We start from the raw sequence: 22,443 nt of genomic DNA on the forward strand, positions 1-22,443 counted from the left end.
GTGTACGCGGTCGTGCACAACGTCTGTGCGTACGCCGGGCGCTGAGCGTCCGTCCGCAGCGGCCGCGGTCCAAGAGGGGAACGCACAGGTAGTCGGTGACGGGCGAGGTCGCGCCAGGGGCCCGGCCCGGTGGGTGGGCGGCGGGCGCCCTCGCTCGTGCCGCAGGCCAGGACACGGCCAACGGCGGCGTCGTAGACCGGGATGTGAGAGGCGAGCAGGTCTCGTTGGGCATGGCTGGGGGCCGCGGTGGCCACGCGCGGCACGCGTCCGCCCTCGACGATGTCGACCGCGCACAGGGGCGCGAGCGTGGGTGCGCAAGAGTTGGCAGGGAATCTGATGCCGGTCATCGATGCGGGGATGCAGCACCCCACACGCTCGCCGGTCTGGATCGTTGGTCCGGGCATGATGATCAACACCCATCCCGTGATCGGCTCTCACCCGGATCTCGACAGCGCCAGGCTCACCGACGCTCTCTTTGACGACGGCCCGAGGGCACCGATGTCCACGCGATGTGGCGCAAGGCGGTCTCGACCGACCTGTTCCGTCACCGCAGCAATGCCGGTGCCGAAGAGAGGTGGCAGCTCTCCTACGACCGGCTGAAGGCCCTGAACGAGGAACTCCTCTCCCCCGAGGACCTGGCGCAAGATCCGCGGGCGCTGGCCGCCCTGCACGAGTGGAGCGCGGTGGTGGACGGTGCGACGGCGACCGTGGCCGGCATCCACTACAACCTCTTCCTCGGGAGCCTGCTCGACGACCGCCTCTCACCGCCGCGCGACCTCAGCGTTCAGCGGTCTGGCCCGCACCGGCACGATCACCCCGCCAGGGCAGAGACGACGGCACACACGGAGCGCGCGGCGTCCAGCGGTCCCTGCATGCCGGCCACCATGCAGGCGAAGCCGGTGCCCCGCCAACCGGCACACCGCGTCATTCCGAAGGAATACGAAACTCGAATTCGGGACGGTCCCACGGCACGGCGGGCGGGTTCGCAAACGCGGTCCCGGTCCGCACCGCACCCACACGGTGGTAGAAGTCCTCGGCGGGAACATGCGAGACGACCTTGACACAGTCGAGCCCGGCGGCACGGGCCTCGGACTGCATGTGCGCCACGAGCAGCCGTCCAATACCCCGTCCTTGCGCTTCGTCGGCAACGAACAGCAGGTCGAGCTCCGGTGGCGCGAGGACGAGCGAGTAGAACCCGATGACCCGGCCTCCATGCTCGTCGGCACCGACGGCCACAAAGGCGCGGTGGGCCTCGATGTAATCAGGACCGACCCGGTAGCCCGCCACTGCGGCCGCGTACTTACCCTCGTAGGCGCCTGAGCCACGCACGAGCCGCGTGAGCCGTTTGGCATCCCGCGCGACGGCCCTCCGTATCGTGATCGGCTGGCTGATCGGGGAAGTGCGTGAACTCATCGGGAGAGTATTTCGCACCGGAGAGTGCCTTCCTGCGGCGGGTCGGCTGCTCTGATGGCGATTCGCGAAAACGGCTCTGTCGGCAGTTCCGTGAATTCCCAGGTCAGGAGACGACTGCCGGAAGGTTCCCTCAAGGTTGCTACGGACGCGTATCCTCACTCGGCCGTAGCGTTAGCCGGCAACGGGTAGGCGGGGGACGCGATGACGTGGTCGATAGCAGCACGGGTGCGAATCCAGCATGCTCGAAAGCAGAACTGGGACCCAGACATCATCCGTGGCCTCGCACTGCCGGTCCCCCGCACAGTGCAGAACCGGGCCCGCAACCTCGTCGAGCAGCGAAGATGGGAGGAAGCGATCAGCGAGATCTGCGAGGCCACCCGATACGACCGCCGTGACGCGAGATGCATCGCCTTGGCCCTGATGCATGGCTGGAAGATCCCAACCATCGTGCCACGGAGGTCCAGGCGCCTCGACAGAACGTGACCACCGACCTGCAGTGTGACCATCACGGAACTGTTGCTGTTGGTGATCTTCAAGTGGTCAGGGCCTGGCATAGCTGCCGGAATCGGGTAGCGGGTCTGGGCTGACGCGGTGGTGTGGTGCCGGGCGGATGGCATCCGCTGAGTCGGATGATGTTGGTTCCGGCGGCGGTGAGGATGTGCTGGACGTGGGTCTTCGCGTTTCCGTGGCAGCGGCAGTGGCGGAGTCCGTGGGCGTGGCCAGTCTCGGAGACGGTCGCTTCGCAGCCGGCGCGGATCGCGTAGTGCTCCTGCCGCTCCCGAGTGTCCTGCTCGCGGCGGACCCTGGTCCGGATCTCCTGCGGGGGCTCAGGCAGGAGGATGATGTGGCGGCCCCGTCCGTCGGCATTGCCCGTGCACTCCACTCGGTCTTCGCCGGCCCGGCAGGCAGCGCTGGGGAACATGACGGACAGCCGCTCGTGTCCGTCGCCGAGTGTGGGTTTCCGGGGGCGGCTGGTCACGCCGCGCGGACAGGTGAGGGTGCGGGCGTCCCAGTCCGGGGTGAAGTCCGCCTTCGTGAAGCCGGGATGGTCACGGGCCCGGGGATCGGGGCGAACCGGGCCGGTCAGCGCCCCAAACGGGCCGTCGCCCACTTCTTGGACTACACCGACACCGAGTGAGCACCCAGCGCCACCAGCTTGGGGTCGGCTCTGCCCTCCAGGGCGAGGTGAACTGCAGGGCGGTCCTGGCTACGACAGGTCGGTGGGACCGGCGGCGGCTCGGGGTCGCTCACGAGCACACCCCGACCTGTTTCATGGCGGACTCAGCCATCTCGCACGGCCGGCGCTCGGCGCATCCCTGGCAAGAGGGTTCGGGACCATCAGCGGTCTGTGCTCTTTGAGGATCTTCTCGGTGACGTCCCAGAAGTCCGCGTACCCGGCGGTGGCAGGTTCCCGGCTCACGGCGGGGAGGGCGCACATCGCGCGCCAATAGCGGTTCTGCTCGGCGGTCTCTTCCTTCACCGTCTCCTCCTCCACCGGACCCGGAGGCGTCATGGCTGCCCAGGGCACACGGTGCTGTCGTGTTGACTGCTTGTTCCTACGGACAGTTGGGCCGGCGATGTGGTGCTCAAGGCTCGAACTCCTGCATCAGGTGGACAATCTGGCCTCGTGCCGTGTGGCACAGAAGAGCCGGTACGACTTCGACAGAGTCCTGCCCGCAGCGCCGCCCTCCTTCCCGCTTGATGGCCATCTGCACACGGCGCAGGGATGCCTGAGATCCACCCGTTTTTCTTCGGACCAGGTGAGGCTGCTCAGGCCGCGAAAGTCTCGGGTCGCTCGACAAAATGGCCGCGTTCGAAGCGGACTCCGGCACGGACGAGCGCGACGAGGGGGCGCGTTCACGGCCCGCCACCGGGCCTGGGCGGTGATCGAGGCCGAGGACGCCGCGGTCGCAACCCACAACTCCTCGCGCCTTGCGGCATGTTCCGCTTGGAGATCATTGCCCTGGCTTGCACTATGTCGGCTTGGTGACATGACATAGAAGCGCCAAAACACTGTGTTGACAGTGATGTGAACGGATGACTGACTGCGAAGATCTTCTGCACATCTAGTTCATGAGGTTCCCTTGCGCATACCTCCGTCCCGCAGACGCGGACTGACCGCGGCCGTCGCCGCCCTGACGGTACTGACGGTGCTGACGGCCACCGGTCCTGCCGCGTCGGCCGACGCCGCTCCGACGTCCCCATCCCCCACCGCAACCGTCGCCGCGGGTCCTGCAACCATGCACACCGTCACACTGATCACCGGTGACAAGGTCACGGTGACCGCGAACAGCACCAGGGGCTCGGTCACGTCCGTGGCCGATCCGCAGGGCAGGAGCGGTGGCGCTCACATCATGTCGGTCGGCGACGACACCTATGTGTATCCCGACGCGGCGCTTCCTTACCTCGCGTCCGGCGCTCTGGACGAGGAGTTGTTCAACGTCACGGAGCTGCTCGCGGACGGTTACGACGACGCGCGCACCGACCACCTGCCGCTGATCGTCACGTACACCGACGCGGCGGCCCGCTCCCGCAGCCTCAAGACCCCGGTCGGCGCGAGCAGGAGCCTGACGCTCAGCAGCATCCAGGGCGCGGCGATATCCGCGAAGCACACGCGGGCGGCGGAGTTCTGGTCCTCCCTCACCGCCGCGTCCCCGGTGCGCGCGGACTCGGCGCCCCCGGCCGGACAGCTTGCGGGCGGCATCGCCAAGGTGTGGCTCGACGGGAAGGTGAAGGCCACACTGTCCGACACGACCGCGCAGATCGGGGCTCCCGAGGTCTGGGCGGGCGGGGACACCGGGCAGGGCGTGGACGTCGCCGTCCTGGACACCGGTATCGACGCCGCGCACCCGGACTTCGCCGGCCGTATCGCGGCGACGGAGAGCTTCGTGCCCGGCCAGGACGTCACCGACCGGCACGGCCACGGCACCCATGTCGCCTCCACCGTCGCCGGAACCGGCGCGGCGTCCGGCGGCACCGAGAAGGGCGTCGCTCCCGGCGCCGCCCTGCACATCGGCAAGGTTCTGGACAACGACGGCGGCGGTCAGGACTCCTGGATCCTGGCCGGCATGGAGTGGGCCGCCCGCGACCAGCACGCCAAGGTCGTCAGCATGAGCCTGGGCGGCGGACCCACCGACGGCACCGACCCCCTCAGCCGGGCCGTGAACCGGCTCAGCGAGGAGACCGGGGCACTGTTCGTCATCGCGGCGGGCAACTCCGGCTCGGCCCCCTACAGCGTGAGCGCCCCCGGCGCCGCGGACGCCGCGCTGACGGTCGGCGCGGTGAACGGCCCGGGGAAGGGCTTGGACCAGCTGGCGTCCTTCTCCAGCCGCGGCCCCCGCGTGGGTGACAACGCGATCAAGCCCGATCTGACCGCCCCGGGTGTGGACGTGCTGGCTGCGCGCTCGCAGTACGCGCCGGAGGGCGAGGGCACCTATCAGACGATGAGCGGCACCTCCATGGCCACCCCCCACGTCGCGGGCGCCGCAGCCCTGCTGGCCGCCGAGCACCCGGACTGGACGGGGCAGCAGCTCAAGGACGCTTTGGTCAACACCACCTCGAGCAGCAAGCGGTTCAGCCCCTTCGAGGTCGGCAGCGGGCGGCTCGACGTCGCCGCCGCCGTGAAGGCCACGCTGGTCACCTCCGGGAGCGCGTTCGCGCAGACCCACTACCCGTACACGCCGGGCCAGACCGTCCGCAAGGACGTCACGTACACCAACTCCGGTGCCGATCCGGTCACCGTGGACCTGTCCCTGGGCCGGGACCAGCTGCCCGAGGGCCTGTTCACCCTCACCGACACCCGACTGACCGTGCCCGCGCACGGCACCGCCGTCGTCGGCGTGATAACGCACCTCGACGCCGCGGAGGACAATGCCGCCTACGCCGGTCGGCTCACCGCCACCGGCGCCGACGGCACGGTCCTCACCCACACGTTGGTCGGCGTGAACAAGGAGGGCCGGCGGGTCACCTTGTCGGTCGCGGCGAAGGACCGGCACGGCGCCGCCCTGCCCGGCACCCTCATCCTCAAGGACGTCGAGCGCAACACCGACCCCAAGGTGTACGAGATCGACGCTTCGGGCCGTACGACCGCGCGCCTGCACCCGGGCACCTACTCGGCGTGGATGTACGCCGATGTGCCCGGCATCGACGGCACGCACACGCTGGGCCTCGCCGTGTTGTCCGCGCCGCAGATCGACCTTGACGCCGACCAGGCCGTCCGCTTCGACGCCGCGGACCTGCGCAAGGCGGCCGCCGTCACCCCGCAGCCGACCGCCAATCAGTTCATGAGGGTGGACCAGTACCGCGCCAACAGCGGCCTGTTCCCGTTCCTGGACAGCTATCTGCCGGCCTACTGGCGGTACGACAGCGTGTGGGTGACCCCGACGCCGAAGGTGACCAAGGGTTCGTACACCTTCGCCACCCGCTGGCGGCAGGTCCAGCCGCCGCTGACGTTCTCCTCCGGCTCCCAGACCTACGACGACGTCGTCGTCCAGAGCCAGTCTCCCAGGCTGGCGGAGGGCACGGGCGGCTACCGGGCGGTCTGGGCCGGCGACGGCTCGGCTGCGGAATTCCGCAAGGTGAAGGTGCGTGGCCAGGTGGCGGTCGTCCGCCGCAGTGACACCGTGCCCGCCCCGGAGCAGGCCGCGGCGGCGGCGAAGGCCGGCGCCAGGCAACTGCTGATCCTGAACGACGGTTACGGAAAGCTGGACGCCTGGGCGGACCTGTCCGACGTCGCCCCGCTGCCGGTGGCCTCGCTCGGCGCCGACGACAGCGCACAACTGCTGAGCCGGATCCGCAAGCCCGGCACGGCGATGCTGAAGGTGGTCTCGCACCCGTATCCGCGCTACCTGTACGACCTGGTCCGCCACCACGGCGGGGCGGTCCCCCGGGATCCGTCCTACCGGCCCGGCCCGGGTCAGCTGGCCCGGATCGACGAGTCGTTCCGCAACACGAAACAGGACGAAGCCGTCGAGTACCGTCAGGACGTGTCCGTCATGTTCGACAGCCCCCTGGGCATCCTGCCGACGCAGGTCGCGGCCCAGGGCACGTTGACGTCGTGGGTCTCGGCGGGCGCCGGTGTCCGTTGGGTCTCCTCCGCCAGCATGCCGGACCTCCACCAGCGGGGCGTGGCGCGCTCGTACCAGCCACGCAGCACCACCGGCGAGAGCTGGTTCTCACCCATCCAGCGCCCGCGCCTGCTGAACGACGGCATCAGCTGGCGGGCCCCCTTCCGGATCGGCGACATCATCAGCACATCCACGCTGCCGGCCTGGGGGGACTCCGGCGGTCACGCGGGCGTCGCCTGGGCCGACGGCGACACGTCGAAGGTCTCGCTCTACCAGGGCGATCAGTTGCTCGGCGAGGACTTCAACGAACGGATCGTCTCCGCCGAGGGCGTGTCACCGGACCCGCTGCCCTACCGGATCGTGGTGGAGGGCAAGCGAAGCCTGGCGGACCGCCCGCACTCGACCCGTACGCGCACCGAGTGGGGCTTCACCTCCAGCACGACGGACCACACGGTCCTCACGCCTCTGCCGCTGGTGCAGCTCGACTACGCGGTGGCCACCGACCTGTCCGGCAAGGCGCACCGGCGGACCGGGCTGACAGTCACCCCCTCGCATCTGAAGGGCGCGGCCGGCGCGGGGACGATCCGCACGGCGACGCTGGAGGTGTCGTACGACGACGGTGCCACGTGGCGCAAGGCGACCCTGCGGCAGTCGGGCGGCGACTGGAAGGCGCGGCTCGACGCGCCGTCCCGGGCCCGCTTCGCGAGCGTGCGCACGACAGCGCGGGACAGTCAGGGAAACAGTGTGAGCCAGACCGTGATCCGCGCCTTCGGCCTGAGGTAGCGACGGCGGATTGCTGACGAAAGGGCCCCTGTCCGCGGTGGAGACCGTGGGCAGGGGCCACACGTTGTGTGTGGCAGGAACCACACGTTGTGTGCACGAGGGCGAACGAGCAGCGACCGGTCCGACGGCGGAGAAGCACTTTTCGCACTGTGGGCAGGTTGCCTCGCCGAAGACATAGGTCAGGGCGTGGGCGTCGTCATGCGCGTCCGGGTGCGGGCGAGGGGATCACTTCAGGCCGAAGGCCCGGGTGATGCTCTGGTCCACGCTGTTGCCCCGAGCGTCGCGGGCGGTGGCCCGCAGGGTGACGAACCGCGCTGTGCGCGGCGCGTCGAGGCTGGTGCGCCAGCTGTCGCCGGTGTGCTGGAGCCGCGCGGTGTGCCAGGTTGCGCCGTCGTCGTAGGAGACCTCCAGGCCCACCGTACGGATGGCGGCGGTGCCCGTCGATGCGGACAGATGCGACGCGGTGAGCGTCAGGTCGGCGTGGCGCCCCGCCCTGCCAGCGACATCCGTGTCCACCGCGTAGTCCAGCTGGATCAGCGGCATTTGGGCCAACTCGCCCGCAGCGCCCGCGCGGGAGGTGAAGCCCCACTCGGTTCGGGTGGACGTGGAGTAAGGGCCGGACCACGTGTCGCGGTCGTTCTCCGACACCAGACGGTAGGGGAGCGGGCCGGCGCCGAGGCCCGGGACGGTCATGCTGTACTGGTACCGGCTGGTCTCCTTCACGAGTGTGTCGCCCTGGTACAGCTTGAGAATGTTGCGGACGCCGAAGTTGCCGTAGGTCGCCCCGAGGTGGTCGTTCCCCGAGTCGCCCCAGCCGGGGATGAACACGTACAGCGTGTCGTCCTGACGGACCGGGGCGTTGCCGTTGCCCAGGCGGGGCCGCTGGACGGGCCCGAACCACCGGACGCTGCTCGTCGTCCCCGCACGGTAGGTGACCGCAGGCGCGAACTGCTGCTGCTCGCCGGGGATCTGGGCCCGGCCCGACCACTGCTCGCCCGCCGTGACGTAGTCCGTGCGCTCCCCGAGCGCCGGCGCGATCGAGGAGTTGAGGGCGCTGGGCCCGGACCGCGCGATGTCCTCGCGGTAGTCCAGCGCCTTCCCGGCGCGGAAGTTGCGGAAGGACACCTCGACGCGGGCCAGTTCACGCTGGGCCGCCCGGTAGGTGGGGTCCGCCGGGACGGCACCCTTGTAGTCGTGGACCAGTTCGTACACGTAGTCGGTGGTCGGGCTGGAGGTGACGTCGAGCCGGGTGCGGCTCTTCCCCAGTCCGGCGATCAGCTGCTCGCCCTCGTCCTGGGTGAGGCTCGCGACCGTCAGCGGCGGCGGGTTCGGCGTCCCCCAGGGGGAGTCGTTCCACGGGTCCAGGCGGCCCGATCCGTCGTGGACGACCAGGAGCAGTTCGGCGCCCGCGGCGGTGGCAGCGGCGGCCTGCTCCTCCACGGGCACGGTGCCGTTGCGGCGCACCACGACGGCCTTGCCCCGGGCGTTGAGAGAGGTGTACGCGCCGGCGGCGCCGTCACCGGCGAACACCGCGTCGAGCCGGTGCCGACCCTGGGACAGCGGGGTCGCACTCCGGTGCACGACGAGGTCGTCGAAGGCCCGGTCTCCGGAGGCCACCGTGAGAGCCGGCTCCTCCAGCCGCCAGCGGGTGCCGAAGACGAACTCGCCCTCGGCGACCTTCTTGGTGGGCAGGGCCCAGACGCTGTCGTACGACGTACCTGGCCAGCGCGCGGAGGACGACCAGTCGTCGTCGGCGAAGCCGCGGTAGTACTCGATGCGGGAGCCGCCGGGCGTGCTCGGCTTGGGCGCCAGCGTCCTGACCTGGCGGGCCCGGGTCGCGTCGAAGACGGCGGTGCGGTCCTGGTCGAGGACGACCTCCGACACCGCCATCAGGCCCAGCCCGAGCGAGTGCGGGCCATGGGAGCCTTGGAGGTCGGCGTCCATCCACGCGGTGTACGAACCGGGCGGCAGCCGCAGGTCCACGGTGCCCGACTCGTCGATTCGCACGGGCAGCCACAGCTTCTTCGCCGTCAGGATGACGGTACCGCCGATCGGGTTGCCGCTGCGGTCCTTGGCCTTCAGCGTCAGCTGATGGCGCTCGCCCTCCTTGCCGGCGCCGAGCGAGGTGCGGGTCAGCACCGCGCCGGACCGGTCGGTGGCCGTCAGGAACCCGGCCACCATCTGGTCCGCCGCTATCTCGTCGAAGTGCGCCGTCACCGTCACCGAGGCGGTGCCGTGCGCCGGGACGGTGACCCGCGAGGCCGACAGGGTGAACGGGCCGGCGTCCGCGCCCGAGGCACGCACCGCGAGATCGAGGGTGAGCGGGCTGGCGGCGCTGTTGGTGTAGGTCACCTCCCGCTGGGTGGTCGTTCCGGCGGGCGTCGGCCAGGTGCGGAAGCCGAAGTCGGCGCTGCCGGTGGCGAACGTGCTCGCGGCCGTCGTCGTGGCGATGTCCAGGCGGCCGGTGCCGCCCTCGAACGGGCTGTACCGCGGCGTCGCCCTGGTGGTGCTGACCAGGGCGTTCTTGAGCTGACGGCCCGTCCAGTCCGGGTGCCCGGCGGCCAGTAGCGCGGCGGCGCCCGCGACGTGCGGAGTGGCCATGGAGGTGCCGCTCAGGGTCTGGTACGAGCCCGAGCCCTCGGCGGCGTACTGGGAGCGCGCCGCCAGGATGTCCACACCGGGAGCGGTGAGGTCCGGCTTGACGCCTCCGTCGCCCGCCCGGGGGCCCCGGCTGGAGAAGTCGGCGAGGGAGTCGGAGCCGTCCACGGCGCCGACGGTCAGCGCGGCGGCCGCGGCGCCCGGCGCGCCCACCGAGAAGCTGTCGGGACCGGCGTTGCCCGCGGCGATGGTGAAGAGGGCCCCGGTCTCCTCGCTGAGCGTGTCGACCGCCATGCTCAGCGGGTCCGTGCCGTCGGTGGGCCGGCCTCCCAGGCTCATGCTGATGATCTTCGCGTGCTGGTCGCGGGCCGCCCACTCCATGCCCGCCAGCACCCACGAGTCCTGGCCGTAGCCGTCGTCGGAGAGCACCTTGCCGATGTGCAGTTTCGCGCCGGGCGCGACGCCCCGCTCCTTGCCGTCGGACGCGGCGCCGGTACCGGCGATGGTGGAGGCCACGTGAGTGCCGTGGCCGTTGCGGTCCACGACCGACTCGCCGGGCACGAAGTCCTCGGTCGCGGCGACCCGGTCGGCCAGGTCGGGGTGGTCCGTGTCCACGCCCGTGTCGAGGACCGCGACGTCCACGCCCTCGCCGGTATTGCCGGAGCCCCACACCTGGGGCGCGCCGATCTGCGCGGTGCTGTCGGCGAGGTCCACCTTCACTTTGCCGTCCAGCCAGACCTTGGCGAGGCCGCCCTTGAACCTGGGCCGTTCCCCGCTGTCGCGCGCCGCCGCACCGGCGTCGTCCCCGGTGATCGACGCCCAGAAGGCGTCCGACCGGTCGGCGCCCACTGCCGCGCCCTGGATGCTGTCCAGCGTCCGCACCTTGCGGGCGCCCTCCGGCACCGGGAGGGCACGCGAACGGGCGGCGGCGTCGGTGTAGGTGACGATCAGCGGCAGCCGGTCGCGGTGCTCGTCGTCGTAGCCGTCCGCCAGGAGCCGCGTGACGTTGAACAGCTCCTTGTCCAGCAGGCCCGCAGCGACGTACGGCAGGGCGCTGTGCGGATAGACGTACGTGTCCTTGCCGGCCCGGTTGGTTTCGAAGCCGGTGTACAGGCCGTCCGGGTCCTGCACGGTCCGGCTCGACGTGCCGTCGGCGGCCCTGGTGACGGTGACCTTGTCGCCCGTCACCAGGGTGACGCTTTGAGCGGTGCCGAGCGCCGCGGGCAGGGCCGCGGCGGACGCGAGGGAGGCGGAGGACGGTGAGGGGGCCGCGGAGGCCAGGGCGGGCGACACGGCCAGCACCGCGATGGCGGTGCACAGCGCTGTCAGCCTGCGTCTGCGGAAATGCAGAAACGACAAGGGAGACCTCATGGTTGCGCGTCGGGATGGGACGCCGAGGATTATGCGATCATCCCCGGCCGCCCGAACTGGCTCCCGCGTGACGCAGTTGGGCCATGTCGCAGACCGGACGAGCCGGACCGGGGCAAACAGGTGCCATGCCCCTTCGGGGCGCAGTCACGTTGTCGGGAGGGTGAGTTGCCTTGCCAGCGACAACGCGGTTCCTTACGGGTGAGGTTCACCGACCGCGGGATCCGGAGCCCTTCCTTGTCCGCTGGTCTCGCGGAGCGCGTACAGCGCGGTCAGGAGCACTATTCCGACGAAGGCCAGTTGGACGGTGAGCACGATCGCGTCTGTGTCGGCGCCTGCCGCGGCCACGGCGAGGGCATCCGCCGCGACCTCCTCCATCGTGTACGTGCCGGGGATGCCCATCGCCTCGCCATACCCACGGCAGTCCACGAACGCGTAACTGAACGCCCTCCCGTCCAGGTACCGCCGCAGACGCCGAAACTCGATCTGTCGCCGAGCCAGTGGTGGAGTGCGAGGACCGCTGCAAGCCCGGCGTCCGGGATGCGCGCGGCCTTTTTGTGGCTTGTTCGCGCCATGGCGTAGACGAGTCATCTCACTTCGTTGTTGCGGGTTCACCTGTCTGCCACCTTGTGGTGCGTGTGCCCACCCTTCATCGCTACGGAGGCCGACACGTGTTACCCCTTCGAAGACCGCGGGTTGTCTGTGCGACGTTCTGCACGGCATTGGCGCTCGTGACATCGATGTCCTCAACGGCCGCGTCGTCCTCGGCGGCCGCGTCCCCGGCGGGAGCCGTCCAGAAGTCTCGCAGCGCGCTCGAGCTGCGGGCGGTCACGCTGATCACCGGGGACCAGTTCCTTGTGGACCAGAACGACGACCTCGTGTCGGTCACGCCCGCCGATGGCCGCGAGGATGTCGGCTTCCGGGTCGAGAACTCCGGCGAGCACCTGTACGCGATCCCCGCGGACGCGGAGCAGATGCTCGCGCAGGACACAGTGGATCGAAGCCTGTTCGACCTGAAGGCTTTGCTGGACGCAGGGTACGACGACGCGCACCGCGGTCAACTCCCTTTGATCCTCGGCGGGACCACCTCCACGTCTTTGTCCTCCGCCCGGCTGGGCTCGCAACCCGTTCCCGACGGGACGGTCGTCACGAGGAAGCTGCCGGCCGTCCGAGGCGTCGCCGTCGAGGTCGGAAAGAAGAAGGCCGGTGAGCTGTGGAAGGCTCTGACCCGCCCGACCGCCTCCCGCTCGATGGCAGGGCAGCGATCCGCGGCGGCCGGAATCCGCAAGATCTGGCTCGACGGCACGGTGAAGGCCACGCTGGACCGCAGCGTGCCGCAGATCGGGGCGCCGAGCGCGTGGGCGGCCGGTTACACCGGCCACGGCGTCAAGGTGGCCGTGCTGGACACCGGTATCGACACCGGACACCCGGACCTGGCCGGCCGTGTCGTCGCCGAGAGGAATTTCTCCAGTGCCGGTGACACGGGCGACCACTTCGGACACGGCACCCACGTGGCGTCGACCATCGCGGGCAGCGGTGCCGCGTCCGGCGGCAGCTTCAAGGGAGTCGCCCCTGATGTCGGTCTGCTGAACGGCAAGGTGCTGGGCGACCAGGGCGACGGGAGCTATTCGGGGATCCTGGCGGGGATGCAGTGGGCGGTCGACCAGGGCGCGAAGGTCGTCAACATGAGCCTGGGCGGCACGGACAGCGCGGGCACCGACCCCCTCGAAGCCGCTGTCGACGACCTGTCCGCCCAGCACGGCACACTGTTCGTCGTCGCCGCGGGCAACGAGGGCAGAGACGGTGACAGTACGGTCGGCAGCCCGGGCAGCGCGGACGCCGCGCTCACGGTGGGCGCCGTCGACGACTCCGACGCCCTGGCTGCGTTCTCCAGCACGGGTCCGCGGCTGGGCGACAACGCCGTCAAGCCCGATATCACCGCCCCTGGTGTGCACATCGCGGCCGCCCGCGCGGTCGGCACGGCGATGTGCCAGAACAGTTGCGTGCAGCCGGGTGACGGGCCGGTCGACGACAACTACACCTCGGCTTCCGGAACTTCCATGGCCACGCCGCATGTCGCCGGCGCGGCGGCGCTCCTGGCCGGCGCGCACCCCGACTGGTCCGGAGTGCAGCTGAAGGGCGCGCTGATGGCCTCCGCCCGGCCCACTGCCGATCAAGGCGCGTTCCAGCAGGGCGCGGGCCGGGTCGACGTCGCCGCCGCGCTCGGCGGGCGGGTGACCAGCGAGCCGACCTCGCTGAGCTTCGGTTTCGCCACCTATCCGCACACCGATGACATGCCGGTCGGCACCACCCTGACGTACCGCAACAGCGGCGAGGAGGACCTCGTTCTCGGCCTGACCGCATCGACGACCGACCGCTCTGGCCGGCCGGTCAACGACGGCACGTTCACCGTCTTCCCGGAGCGTGTCACCGTCCCGGCCGGCGGCACCGCGACCGCCACCGTCACCTCCGACACCCGCGTGGGCTCGACCCTCGGCCAGCTGTCCGGCGCGGTCACCGCGACCACGGCCTCCGCTGTCGTCGCCCGCACCCCGCTCGGCATCGTCCGAGAGAGCGAGGCCTACGATCTGACACTGCGCCACATCGGGGCGGACGGGAACACCCCGGCTCCGGGGACCGGCGGCACTCTCTACGACGTCACCACCGGCGAGATGTACTCGATCTCGATGCGATCCGACGGTACGTCGGTGGTGCGCGTTCCCCCCGGCGTCTACCACCTCACCAGCACCGTCTCCACCCGCCGGGCGGACGGCACATCCGCGCGAGCAGTCCTCTACCAGCCCCAGCTCGTCATGGACGAGGACAAGTCCCTGACGCTCGACGCCCGGGCCGCCAAGCCGGTCGACGTCACCCTGCCCGATCGCCAGGCAACGGCGGCCACCGGCGTCCTGGCCGTCCGAAGGACCATGGACAACGGGCAGGGCCGCCTGACGAGTTCCTGGCTGGGCTCGTTCGACCGGCTCTCGTTCGCACAGATCGGCGGCCGTGCCACCACCGGATCACTCCAGACGATGATCGGCGGCCTCTGGACCCGCCCCGAGGCGTACGACGGCGCCGCCGTCCCTCAATACCGCCTCGCCTACTCGCTGCCGGACAAGCGCGGCGCCGGTCTCACCCGGCACCTGACCCGTCGTGACCTGGCCCGGATCGACAGCACCCTCGGCGCCTCCGTCGCGGGCAAGCGGGCCGACGTCTCGGCGGTCCCGTACGCGGCGGACGGCATGAGCTCCGCGGGCGTCGCCCTTCGCAGCACCGCTGCCCTGCCTCGCGTACAGACCGACTACGTCAACACGGAGGCCGCGGTGTCCTGGGGCTTCATCGTGACGCAGAACGGCCAGACGCTGCAGAACGAAGCCAGCTACTACAGCCCGGAACGACGGTACCGGCCCGCCCGGACCTATCGGACCGCCTATGGAGTGGGCGTCTTCGGCCCCGGACTCGGCCTGGCCGAAGGCCGCGACAGCTTCGGCAGCGAGGGCTGGGGGCTCTTCCGCACCGGGGACACACTCCGCATGCGCCTCCCCCTCCACACCGACGGCATCGGCCACCCGGGCAGCACGGGCCTGCGCTTCGGCGGCAGCGCCCGCACCACGCTCGTAGCCGACGGCTCCACCCTCGTCGACATCGCCTCCCCGCCCTCCAGCAATGTCACCGTCCCGGCCGGTGATCTCCGCTACACCCTGTCCACCGACCTCACCCAACAGGCCACCATCACCGGCGTCTCCTCCCGGATCACCTCCACCTGGACGTTCCGCTCCGCCACGGTCGCGACCGGCACCCAGCGGATTCCGCTGCTGAACGTCCGCTACACGCCCAGCCTCACGGCGGACACAAGCGCACCGGCCGGTAAGCAGGTCCTCGTGCCGGTCACCGTCGAGGGGGCCCGCGCAGGTGTACGGTCCCTGGCCGTGGACGTCTCGTACGACCTGGGCAAGACCTGGCAGCGAGTGCCCGTGAGCGCGGGCCGGAACCTGCTGCTGCGGCCCCCCGCGGACGCCGGCTCCGTGTCGCTGCGCGCCAAGGCGGTGGACGGCAGAGGGAACACGGCCGAGCAGACGATCATCCGCGCCTTCAAGGTCGCCCCGCTCGACAACTGACCACCCGCCACGGTCACGCCCGGCCCGGCCCCGTCTCTCCCGTGGAGACGCCGGGCCGGGCACCGTGTCGAACCGGGCAGCCCAAGACCTAGTCTTTGCTGATCCATCCACTGCCGGCCGGAAGGAGGGCGGGCCCCGTGCTGACCGGTCTCGGCCTGAACCCAATCGAGGAAGACGTCTACTTACGCCTCGTCGACCGCGGCGAAGCCACCGCCGTCGCACTCGGTGCGGCCCTCGACCACCCGGCGGACGCCGTCGTGGAAGCACTCGGCGGCCTCGCTCGCCACGGGCTGGTCACCACCACGCCCGACGAACCCGGCCTGTATGTCGCCGGCCCGCCCACCGTCACGCTCGGCTCGCTGCTCGCCGCCCAGCGGGACGTACTGCACCAGGTCGAGTTCGCCATCACCGAGCTGGCTGAACGCCACCGTGCCGCCGCCAGTCGCGATCTGGGCGGCCTCATCGAGATCGTGACCGGAGTACAACCCATCAGCCGGCGCTTCCTCCAGGTCCTGGAATCGGCCGACCGGGAGATATGCGGCTTCACCAAGGCCCCACCGGTCGCGGTCGGTCCAAGAGACAACCCCGCCGAGGCCGTTGTCGCGGGACGAGGGCTGCGCATGCGAACGGTCATCGAGCAGTCATACCTGGCCGACCCCGACGCACGAGTCGACATCGACCAGGCGCTCGGCCGAGGCCAGGAAATCGCCATCGCCGCCGAACTGCCCGTGTCCATGGTCATCGCCGACTCGGCCATCGCGCTGGTGCCGGCCTTCGCCGACCCGCAGGACACGCCCCGGGCCGTCCTGATCAACTCCAGCGGCCTGTTGAGCCCACTCGTCACGCTCTTCGAGAAGACGTGGAGCGAGGCATACCCTCTGAACTCCCGCACGGTCATCGAAGGCGACCCGATACCGTACGCGGAAGGCGCCCCGGCCCCAGCACAACTCGCCCCCCTCGACGCCAAGATCCTGGACCTCCTGCTGGCCGGCCTCACCGACCGCGCCGCAGCCAACAAACTCGGCGTGTCCCTGCGCACCGTCACCCGCAGAATCCGGCACCTGATGGACCTCGCCGGCGCCGACAACCGCATCCAGCTGGGCTGGCGGGCAACACAACGCGGCTGGATTTGACCGACCAGTGTGCAAAAACCGGAACCTCGGTCGTCGACGCAACCGGGTTCGGCGTTGGGGTAGGGCACGGAGTTGACGCCACCTCGGCGCGGGGCGCGGACGTGCGCCTGCGGCCGAGGTGAGGGAACCGACGGCACCGGTGCGAGAGACCGACGACGACCCTTGTCAGCTGCCGAAGGACCAAGGGCCGAAGCGGCCCCAGGCGATGAAGACGGCCAGCGCGAGATAGACCGTGTTGAGCAGCACCAGTCTGGACTGACCGAGGCGACCGTGGGTGATCATGGCGCCGACCATGAGGGCGATCCAGCAGGCGGCCGTCACCGGCACCATGACCGGTGCGATGTCGAGCACTGCGGGCAGGATCAGGCCGACCGCGGCCAGGAGTTCGAGGACCCCGAGGGTCTTGATGAAGCCGGTGCTCGCGTCCTGCGTCCATTCCCCGCCGTGCTGCGCGGCCAGTCTCGCCTTGGGGATGAAGGTCTTGGTAGCGCCGGCGGCCAGGGCGACCGCGGTCAGCAGTCCGGCGGCGATCCACAGAGTGAGGTTCATGGGTGGGCTCCCGGTCTTGTGCGAGGTGAGTGCGGCATCGCGGGGATCGGCGGGGAATCAGCCGCTGAAGGCAGGTGCGTTGTCGCGCGCCCAGTCGGCGAAGGTGCGCGCGGGGCGGCCCAACAGGTCTTCCACGGTGCTGGTGGTGGGTCCTGGGCGGTGGGCGTAGTCGGCCAGGGAGCCGAGCAGGCGGTCGGGGACCTCCTCGGGCAGCCCTTGCGCGAGCATGCCCTGGCGTATGTGCTCCGGCGGGAGCTCCTGGAAAGACAGTGACCGGCCGAGGGCGGCGCCGATGAGGTGCACCTTTTCGGTCTGGTCCAGTGACTGCGGCCCGGTCAGTGTGTGGATCGACCCCGGGGGAACGCTGCCGCGGAGGGCGCGTGCGGCGACGGCCGCGATGTCGGTTTCGTGGATGGGCGAGGTGGCGGCCTGGCCGTACGCGCCGCGCACCACGTCACCGGACCTGATCTGCGGCGCCCAGGCGAGTGCGTTGGCCGCGAAGTCGGCCAGGCGCAGCACCGTCCAGTCCAGGCCGGAGCCGTTGACCAGGTCCTCGGCGTGCCGGAACTGCGCGGCGAAGCGGGCTTCCCCCGCGGGATGCTCCACGGTGGTGGCCGACAGCAGCACCACACGCTGCACACCCTGCCCGACGGCGAGCCGCAGGAGTTCGCCGAGTCCCGGGCCGGTGGCGCGCGGACTGATCTGCAGGGCCTCCACTCCTTCCAGCGCCGCCTCGATCCAGTGGGGGCGAAACAGGTCACCGCTGACGGCTTGGACGCCGTCCGGGAGCGCGGCCGAGCCGGGACCGCGCGTGACCGCGGCGACAGCCGTGCCCTCCTGCAGCAGCAGGTTCATCACCTGACGCCCGACGACGCCGTTGGCTCCAGTGATCAGGATCATGACGGTTCTCCCCTTTGACTGATGCGGAGTTCGGTTGGTGCGGTGGATGGATGCATGTGCAGGTCGTCGGTCACGGCGAGTCGATCCGGGCGGTCGGGCGCCTTGAGAACAGGTGTCCACCGACTCGGGAAGAGGCGGTCGCCACACGACGCGGCCAGGTGGTTGATGCACGTCCCGTCGGCCCGTCGGCCCGTCGGTGGTCGTCAGACGCGCCCGTGCCCCAGGCTCCGGGGCGGTGAGCCCGTCAGCGGGGTGGAGTCGAGGTATCTGACCTCGTAGACGCGTTCGCTGAACCTCCAGCCGTCGCATGTCCGCTGGTAACGGTCGTGATAGAGGGCGTAGTTCAGGTGCGAGCTGCCGTCGTGCATCCGGCCGAACTCCTGGACGTGCACGCGCCCGGTTGCGCTGTCGCCGTCGAGCCGGGTGACGCCGGGGTGGACGTTCTGCACGAAGAACTCCCACAGTCCCTGCCCCCACTCGATCCCCGCGCGGATCTCCTCGCGGCCGACGAACTCCTTGTCGATGTGCGGCCATCGCATGGCGCCCTCGGGCGTGAACAGCGAGGCGACGCGGTCGAAGTCGCGCATCATCACCGCGTCGGTGACCTCGGCGCGCAGCTCCTCGATCTCGAAGCGATCGACGACGGCCTGCACAGCGCTCATCGGGTCTCCCTGCCTCATCGATTGCGTCGGTCAGGCGTCCGCCGCCTGCCCGGTGGGTGATGTGTCCAGCATCGATGCAGGTCAGCGGCGGAACAAGGTAGAGTCCGTGGAGCTATCCATAATGTGGGAGTTATGCATGGAGCTGCGTGACATCGAGATCTTCCTGACGCTGGCGGAAGAGCTGCACTTCGGCCGCACCGCCGAACGGCTTCATGTGTCCCAGGCCCGCGTCAGCCAGGCCATCCGCACGCAGGAACGACGCCTCGGCGTGGCCCTGTTCGATCGCACCAGCCGACGCGTGGCCCTGACCCCTGTCGGCCGGCGGCTGCGGGAAGACCTCCAGCAGGCCCTCGACCTCCTCCACGCAGGACTCGCCCGCGCCCAAGCGGCCGGCCCGGGCGCGGGCCGGACGCTGCGGCTGGGCGTCTTCGGCCACGCCGGACACGAACTACGCCCCCTCGTCGAGGCGTTCCGCACCCGCTACCCCGGCAGCGACATCGAGTTCCGCGAAATCAACGGCAACGACGCGTTCACGGCCCTGCGCACCGGAGAGCACAACGCGCACGTGCTGTGGCTGCCCGTCGCCGAACCGGACCTCAGCGTCGGCCCCACCGTGCTCACCGGAGGCCGCGTGCTGGCCGTGGCCGCGGACCATCCGCTCGCCCGACGCGGCACCGCGTCCCTGGAAGATCTCGCCGACAACCACGTCGTCGACCTCGGCCCCGAAGCCCCCGAGTACTGGGTCGCCTCCATGGTCCCCACCCGCACCCCGCTCGGCCGCCGTATCCCACGCGGGCCCGCCGCGCGGACCTTCCACGAGATCCTCTCTCTGGTCGCCGCCGGACGCTGCGTCCACCCGCTGGGCGAAATCGCCGCGCGCTACAACAGGCCCCCCGGCATCGTCTTCCTGCCCCTCCAGGACGCCCCCACCCTCGAATGGGCGCTCACCTGGCGTACCACCGACGACAGCCCCACCATCCGCGCCCTGGCCCAGACCGCCGCCGACCTCGGCCCCATCGCACTTTGACAGCGACAACGGGCAGAGACCGGGGCACTCTCCTCAGCCTCTGTGCCGTGACACCCTCAATCGGGTCCGCGCCCCGGGGGCCCCGCCCGTGCTCCCCCTGGGCAGACGGCATCGGACACTCTGGTGGATGGTGGACAGCTCAACTCTGGCCGGCCGTTCCACCCCCGCTCTTCACCGCGGCCAGCACCTGCTCCGCCAGCTTCTTCGCGCTCGCGGCCCCGTTGTCGGCGCCGTCCGTGGACAGCACGCTGACGACGGCCGTGCCCGAGCGGGAGGCGATCAACGTGGTGCCGCTCTCCCAGGCGCTGTCGGTGAGGGTGATGGTGTATGCCGCGTCCCCGAGCCCGGCCGTGGAAGCACCGGTGACCGTCACCTTGCTCTGGGTGTCGGAGTCCGTGTAGCTCGGGCAGGCGGCGACGACGCTCGCCAGGTCCTTCAGCACGTCCGCGGCGATGGTGCCACGGTAGACGTCGATCTCCTGGTCGAGTTCGGCGCTCGTGTCCTTGTTGATGTAGGAGTTCTGTGCGAACGAGACGCCCTCCACGCCGGTGAGGCTGATCCAGCTCGTGGCCGCCAGGTCGGCGCAGTGCGGCTTGGCGGCGGTCTTGGTGGTCGGCGCCTGGTAGGTGTCCCCGGTGTCGCGGGCGAGGCTCGGGTCGGCGGCAAAGCCGGAGGAGAAGTACGAGGAGGGGGCCAGTGCCTCCTTCAGCTGCGTCCCCGTCAGAAGGCCGGCGTCGGGGTCCTTGGCCTTTGACGGCGTGGCGGCTGTGGGGGTGCCGCCGGCGGAGTCCGTGGAAGTGGAGGAACAGGCGGCCAGGGCCAGCGGGAGTGCTGCGACGGTGAGCATCTTGACGGCATGGAACGGGAGACGCATCGAAGTCCTCGAAAGTGAAGTGCACCGTGCGCCGGACCTGGGTGGGGGACCGGGAGCGGCCGCGCCGCGGAAGTACGGAGGCGTCCGGGGCCTGGTCGGCGGGGCCGGAAGATCGCCGAGCCCGGAGCGACTCTAGGAGGGTGCAGGCCACAGAATGATCACCGGTTCCTCAAAGCGAGGTCAAAGCATCCGCCCTTGTCCGAGGTTTTGCCGTGTCTTGAGGCGGTCTTGCGGTGATCCGGGAACAGAGTGACCGGCGATCCGCCGGCAGCCGCTCGATTGCCAAGGCTTGTCGGGTTGGTCCTTGGCCCACCGAAGGAACGCGACGGAGTCAACAGCCTCCCGGAAGGCGGTGACGTTCACAGCGGCCGGGCCGGGGCCACAGAGGGCTCTCCGGCCGCGACGATGTTCCGCCAGGTCATCAGACGTGGGTGCGCGAAAGGACAGGATGGCAACCACCTACGCCGGCAGCTGCGCACCACGTCGTCCTCCGTCACCTCGTACACGTCGACGCGCAGCAGCTCGCGGACGTGTGCCGGAACGCGTTCGACGGCCCTCGCAGACGAGGACGGCACGGCCGGCGCGTACCGTGTCCAGGAGTCCTGGCTCGTCATACGGCGCAGCAGTGGCCCGTAGGCGATGTCGGCGTCGATGCCCTTCTTGCTGGTTCGGCCTTTGGCTTCATGACTCGTCGGCCGTCCACCGGCAGGTCCGCCACCCAACGCTGTCGGTGCAGGTGCGGCGTCTGGTCTGCCCGATGCTGGGCTGTCCGCGGCAGACCTTCCGAGAGCAGGTCCCCGGACTGCTGGAGCGATATCAGCGCCGCACGGCCCGACTGGCGGGCCAACTCGGACCCACGGTCGAAGAGTTGGCGGGCCGGGCGGGCGCCCGCCTCTCCCGATGCCTCGTCGTCGCGATCTCGCGCTCGACCGCTCTGCGGATGCTGACGCGGCTGCCGCAGCCCCCGCTGCGCGTGCCGCGGGTACTCTGCGTCGAAGACTTCGCCCTGAACCGGCGCCACCGCTGTGCCACCATCCTGACCGACGCCGAGACCGGCGAGCGGATCGACGTACTGCCCAACCGCACCGCGGACACGCTGGAGACGTGGCTTCGCGAGCATCCCGGCGTCCAGATCGTCTGCCGCCGACGGCTCGGGGGCCTACGGCGAGGCGGTTCGCCGGGCCCGGCCGGACGCGGTGCAGGTCAGCAACCGCTGGCACATCCGGCGCAACCTCTGCGACAAGGCACTGGCCGAGGTCCTCTCCCACAGCTCCTGCTGGGCAACCGTCAACCCCACCTGAACGCCTGCGCCGACGGCCTGGAACTCGACCGCACCGCTGTCGACGCCGGCGTCACCCTTCCCCTCCGCAACGGACGCACCGAGGGAGCCAACACACGAACGAAGAGAATCACGAGGCAGATACACGGACGGGCCGGGTTCACCCTGCTCCGCCACCGCATCCTCGTCCCGTAGTCCCCACGCTTCGTCACCACCGACTACGGCCCCACCCCCGTGCAGGACCCCGTGAGAGGGCCACGACACCCGGTCGTGGCTCTCTCCGCGTGCATTCCAGAGTCCCCAGCCCCACAGACTCCCTTGGCGGGCCTGGGGACTCTGGAATGTCGGAACGTTTGCTGCGTGGCCGTGCTGTGCCGCAGGCGGGCAAGCCGGGTCAGCGCTCCAGGAGCCCCATGCCCGCCTCGTTATGGCTGTCGACGGCGGCCGGGGTGAGGTCGTCGAGCTTGGCGATCTGCTCGGCACTCAGCTCCATGCCATCGGCGGCGGTGTTCTCCTCGACGCGTTCGACGCGCTTGGTGCCGGGGATCGGGGCGATGTCGTCGCCCTGCGCCAGCAGCCAGGGTCGAAAGCGATCTCTTCCGCCGGCCTGTGGGACGGGCCGGTCGCATGGCAGGCCACGCTGTGCCTGGACCCTCCCGATGCCGTCACCGGG

The 22,443-nt window shown here is 70.4% G+C and carries 13 protein-coding genes and 4 pseudogenes; 7 read left to right on the plus strand and 10 right to left on the minus strand.

Annotated elements, in window-relative coordinates:
- Positions 1 to 405 precede the first annotated feature (405 nt).
- A pseudogene (locus ABZ725_RS43130) lies at positions 406 to 797 on the plus strand (hypothetical protein); the annotation flags it as partial.
- Between the two features lie 127 nt (positions 798 to 924).
- On the opposite strand, the gene ABZ725_RS43135 reads toward ABZ725_RS43130, so the two are convergent.
- From ABZ725_RS43135 to ABZ725_RS43145, 3 genes are all read right to left on the minus strand, one after another.
- Positions 925 to 1,413: a GNAT family N-acetyltransferase gene (locus tag ABZ725_RS43135; protein WP_358807831.1), complete on the minus strand. Its 489-nt coding sequence runs from the start codon at positions 1,411 to 1,413 to the stop codon at positions 925 to 927.
- 532 nt (positions 1,414 to 1,945) lie between these two features.
- Positions 1,946 to 2,524 (minus strand): transposase, encoded by a 579-nt coding sequence (locus ABZ725_RS43140; protein ID WP_358807832.1) that lies wholly within the window; start codon positions 2,522 to 2,524, stop codon positions 1,946 to 1,948.
- Between the two features lie 159 nt (positions 2,525 to 2,683).
- Positions 2,684 to 2,926, minus strand: coding sequence for a hypothetical protein (locus ABZ725_RS43145; protein WP_358807833.1), 243 nt, complete (start codon positions 2,924 to 2,926; stop codon positions 2,684 to 2,686).
- Between the two features lie 76 nt (positions 2,927 to 3,002).
- On the opposite strand from ABZ725_RS43145, the pseudogene ABZ725_RS43150 reads away from it, so the two are divergent.
- Both ABZ725_RS43150 and ABZ725_RS43155 read left to right on the plus strand, forming a co-directional pair.
- Positions 3,003 to 3,128, plus strand: a pseudogene (locus ABZ725_RS43150) (GNAT family N-acetyltransferase); the annotation flags it as partial.
- Positions 3,129 to 3,653: 525 nt separating this feature from the next.
- A complete protein-coding gene (locus ABZ725_RS43155) occupies positions 3,654 to 7,262 on the plus strand; it encodes a S8 family serine peptidase (RefSeq protein ID WP_358807834.1) in 3,609 nt (1,202 codons plus the stop codon).
- 225 nt (positions 7,263 to 7,487) lie between these two features.
- Here ABZ725_RS43155 and ABZ725_RS43160 read toward each other — a convergent pair whose 3' ends face one another.
- Both ABZ725_RS43160 and ABZ725_RS43165 read right to left on the minus strand, forming a co-directional pair.
- Positions 7,488 to 11,219 (minus strand): S8 family serine peptidase, encoded by a 3,732-nt coding sequence (locus tag ABZ725_RS43160; RefSeq protein ID WP_358807835.1) that lies wholly within the window; start codon positions 11,217 to 11,219, stop codon positions 7,488 to 7,490.
- Positions 11,220 to 11,423: 204 nt separating this feature from the next.
- Entirely contained in the window at positions 11,424 to 11,630 is a 207-nt protein-coding gene (locus tag ABZ725_RS43165; protein ID WP_358807836.1) for a hypothetical protein, read from the minus strand.
- A 338-nt stretch (positions 11,631 to 11,968) separates the two neighbouring features.
- Here ABZ725_RS43165 and ABZ725_RS43170 point away from each other — a divergent pair, with 338 nt between their 5' ends.
- Positions 11,969 to 15,346, plus strand: a complete 3,378-nt coding sequence (locus ABZ725_RS43170; RefSeq protein WP_358807837.1) for a S8 family serine peptidase — start codon at positions 11,969 to 11,971, stop codon at positions 15,344 to 15,346.
- 137 nt (positions 15,347 to 15,483) lie between these two features.
- Positions 15,484 to 16,479, plus strand: coding sequence for a helix-turn-helix domain-containing protein (locus ABZ725_RS43175; protein WP_358807838.1), 996 nt, complete (start codon positions 15,484 to 15,486; stop codon positions 16,477 to 16,479).
- A gap of 165 nt (positions 16,480 to 16,644) precedes the next feature.
- Here the strand turns inward: ABZ725_RS43175 and ABZ725_RS43180 are convergent, their stop codons facing one another.
- The 3 genes from ABZ725_RS43180 to ABZ725_RS43190 all read right to left on the minus strand — a co-directional run bounded on the left by ABZ725_RS43180 (position 16,645) and on the right by ABZ725_RS43190 (position 18,590).
- On the minus strand, positions 16,645 to 17,028 hold the full coding sequence (locus ABZ725_RS43180; protein ID WP_358807839.1) for a DoxX family protein: 384 nt from the start codon (positions 17,026 to 17,028) through the stop codon (positions 16,645 to 16,647).
- Between the two features lie 57 nt (positions 17,029 to 17,085).
- A complete protein-coding gene (locus ABZ725_RS43185; RefSeq protein ID WP_358807840.1) occupies positions 17,086 to 17,928 on the minus strand; it encodes an NAD(P)H-binding protein in 843 nt (280 codons plus the stop codon).
- A gap of 203 nt (positions 17,929 to 18,131) precedes the next feature.
- Positions 18,132 to 18,590: a nuclear transport factor 2 family protein gene (locus tag ABZ725_RS43190; RefSeq protein ID WP_358807841.1), complete on the minus strand. Its 459-nt coding sequence runs from the start codon at positions 18,588 to 18,590 to the stop codon at positions 18,132 to 18,134.
- Between the two features lie 136 nt (positions 18,591 to 18,726).
- On the opposite strand from ABZ725_RS43190, the gene ABZ725_RS43195 reads away from it, so the two are divergent.
- Positions 18,727 to 19,617 (plus strand): LysR substrate-binding domain-containing protein, encoded by an 891-nt coding sequence (locus ABZ725_RS43195; protein ID WP_358807842.1) that lies wholly within the window; start codon positions 18,727 to 18,729, stop codon positions 19,615 to 19,617.
- A gap of 139 nt (positions 19,618 to 19,756) precedes the next feature.
- On the opposite strand, the gene ABZ725_RS43200 is transcribed toward ABZ725_RS43195, so the two are convergent.
- Positions 19,757 to 20,491, minus strand: a complete 735-nt coding sequence (locus tag ABZ725_RS43200; protein WP_358807843.1) for a hypothetical protein — start codon at positions 20,489 to 20,491, stop codon at positions 19,757 to 19,759.
- 724 nt (positions 20,492 to 21,215) lie between these two features.
- Between ABZ725_RS43200 and ABZ725_RS43205 the strand changes: the two are divergent.
- Positions 21,216 to 21,965: pseudogene (locus ABZ725_RS43205) on the plus strand (transposase); the annotation flags it as partial.
- A 199-nt stretch (positions 21,966 to 22,164) separates the two neighbouring features.
- On the opposite strand, the pseudogene ABZ725_RS43210 reads toward ABZ725_RS43205, so the two are convergent.
- A pseudogene (locus ABZ725_RS43210) lies at positions 22,165 to 22,350 on the minus strand (aldo/keto reductase); the annotation flags it as partial.
- Positions 22,351 to 22,443: the final 93 nt, after the last annotated feature.

Origin of the sequence: Streptomyces sp. NPDC006872 (assembly GCF_040635845.1) — a bacterium.
In the GTDB taxonomy this organism is placed as follows: domain Bacteria; phylum Actinomycetota; class Actinomycetes; order Streptomycetales; family Streptomycetaceae; genus Streptomyces.

Excerpts from the sequence above, each read along its gene's own strand:
- ABZ725_RS43135 (WP_358807831.1), bottom strand. The coding sequence starts at position 1,413 with ATGAGTTCACGCACTTCCCCGATCAGCCAGCCGATCACGATACGGAGG.
- ABZ725_RS43145 (WP_358807833.1), bottom strand. The coding sequence starts at position 2,926 with ATGACGCCTCCGGGTCCGGTGGAGGAGGAGACGGTGAAGGAAGAGACC.
- ABZ725_RS43155 (WP_358807834.1), top strand. The coding sequence starts at position 3,654 with ATGCACACCGTCACACTGATCACCGGTGACAAGGTCACGGTGACCGCG.
- ABZ725_RS43165 (WP_358807836.1), bottom strand. The coding sequence starts at position 11,630 with ATGGGCATCCCCGGCACGTACACGATGGAGGAGGTCGCGGCGGATGCC.
- ABZ725_RS43170 (WP_358807837.1), top strand. The coding sequence starts at position 11,969 with ATGTCCTCAACGGCCGCGTCGTCCTCGGCGGCCGCGTCCCCGGCGGGA.
- ABZ725_RS43180 (WP_358807839.1), bottom strand. The coding sequence starts at position 17,028 with ATGAACCTCACTCTGTGGATCGCCGCCGGACTGCTGACCGCGGTCGCC.
- ABZ725_RS43185 (WP_358807840.1), bottom strand. The coding sequence starts at position 17,928 with ATGATCCTGATCACTGGAGCCAACGGCGTCGTCGGGCGTCAGGTGATG.
- ABZ725_RS43190 (WP_358807841.1), bottom strand. The coding sequence starts at position 18,590 with ATGAGCGCTGTGCAGGCCGTCGTCGATCGCTTCGAGATCGAGGAGCTG.
- ABZ725_RS43195 (WP_358807842.1), top strand. The coding sequence starts at position 18,727 with ATGGAGCTGCGTGACATCGAGATCTTCCTGACGCTGGCGGAAGAGCTG.
- ABZ725_RS43200 (WP_358807843.1), bottom strand. The coding sequence starts at position 20,491 with ATGCGTCTCCCGTTCCATGCCGTCAAGATGCTCACCGTCGCAGCACTC.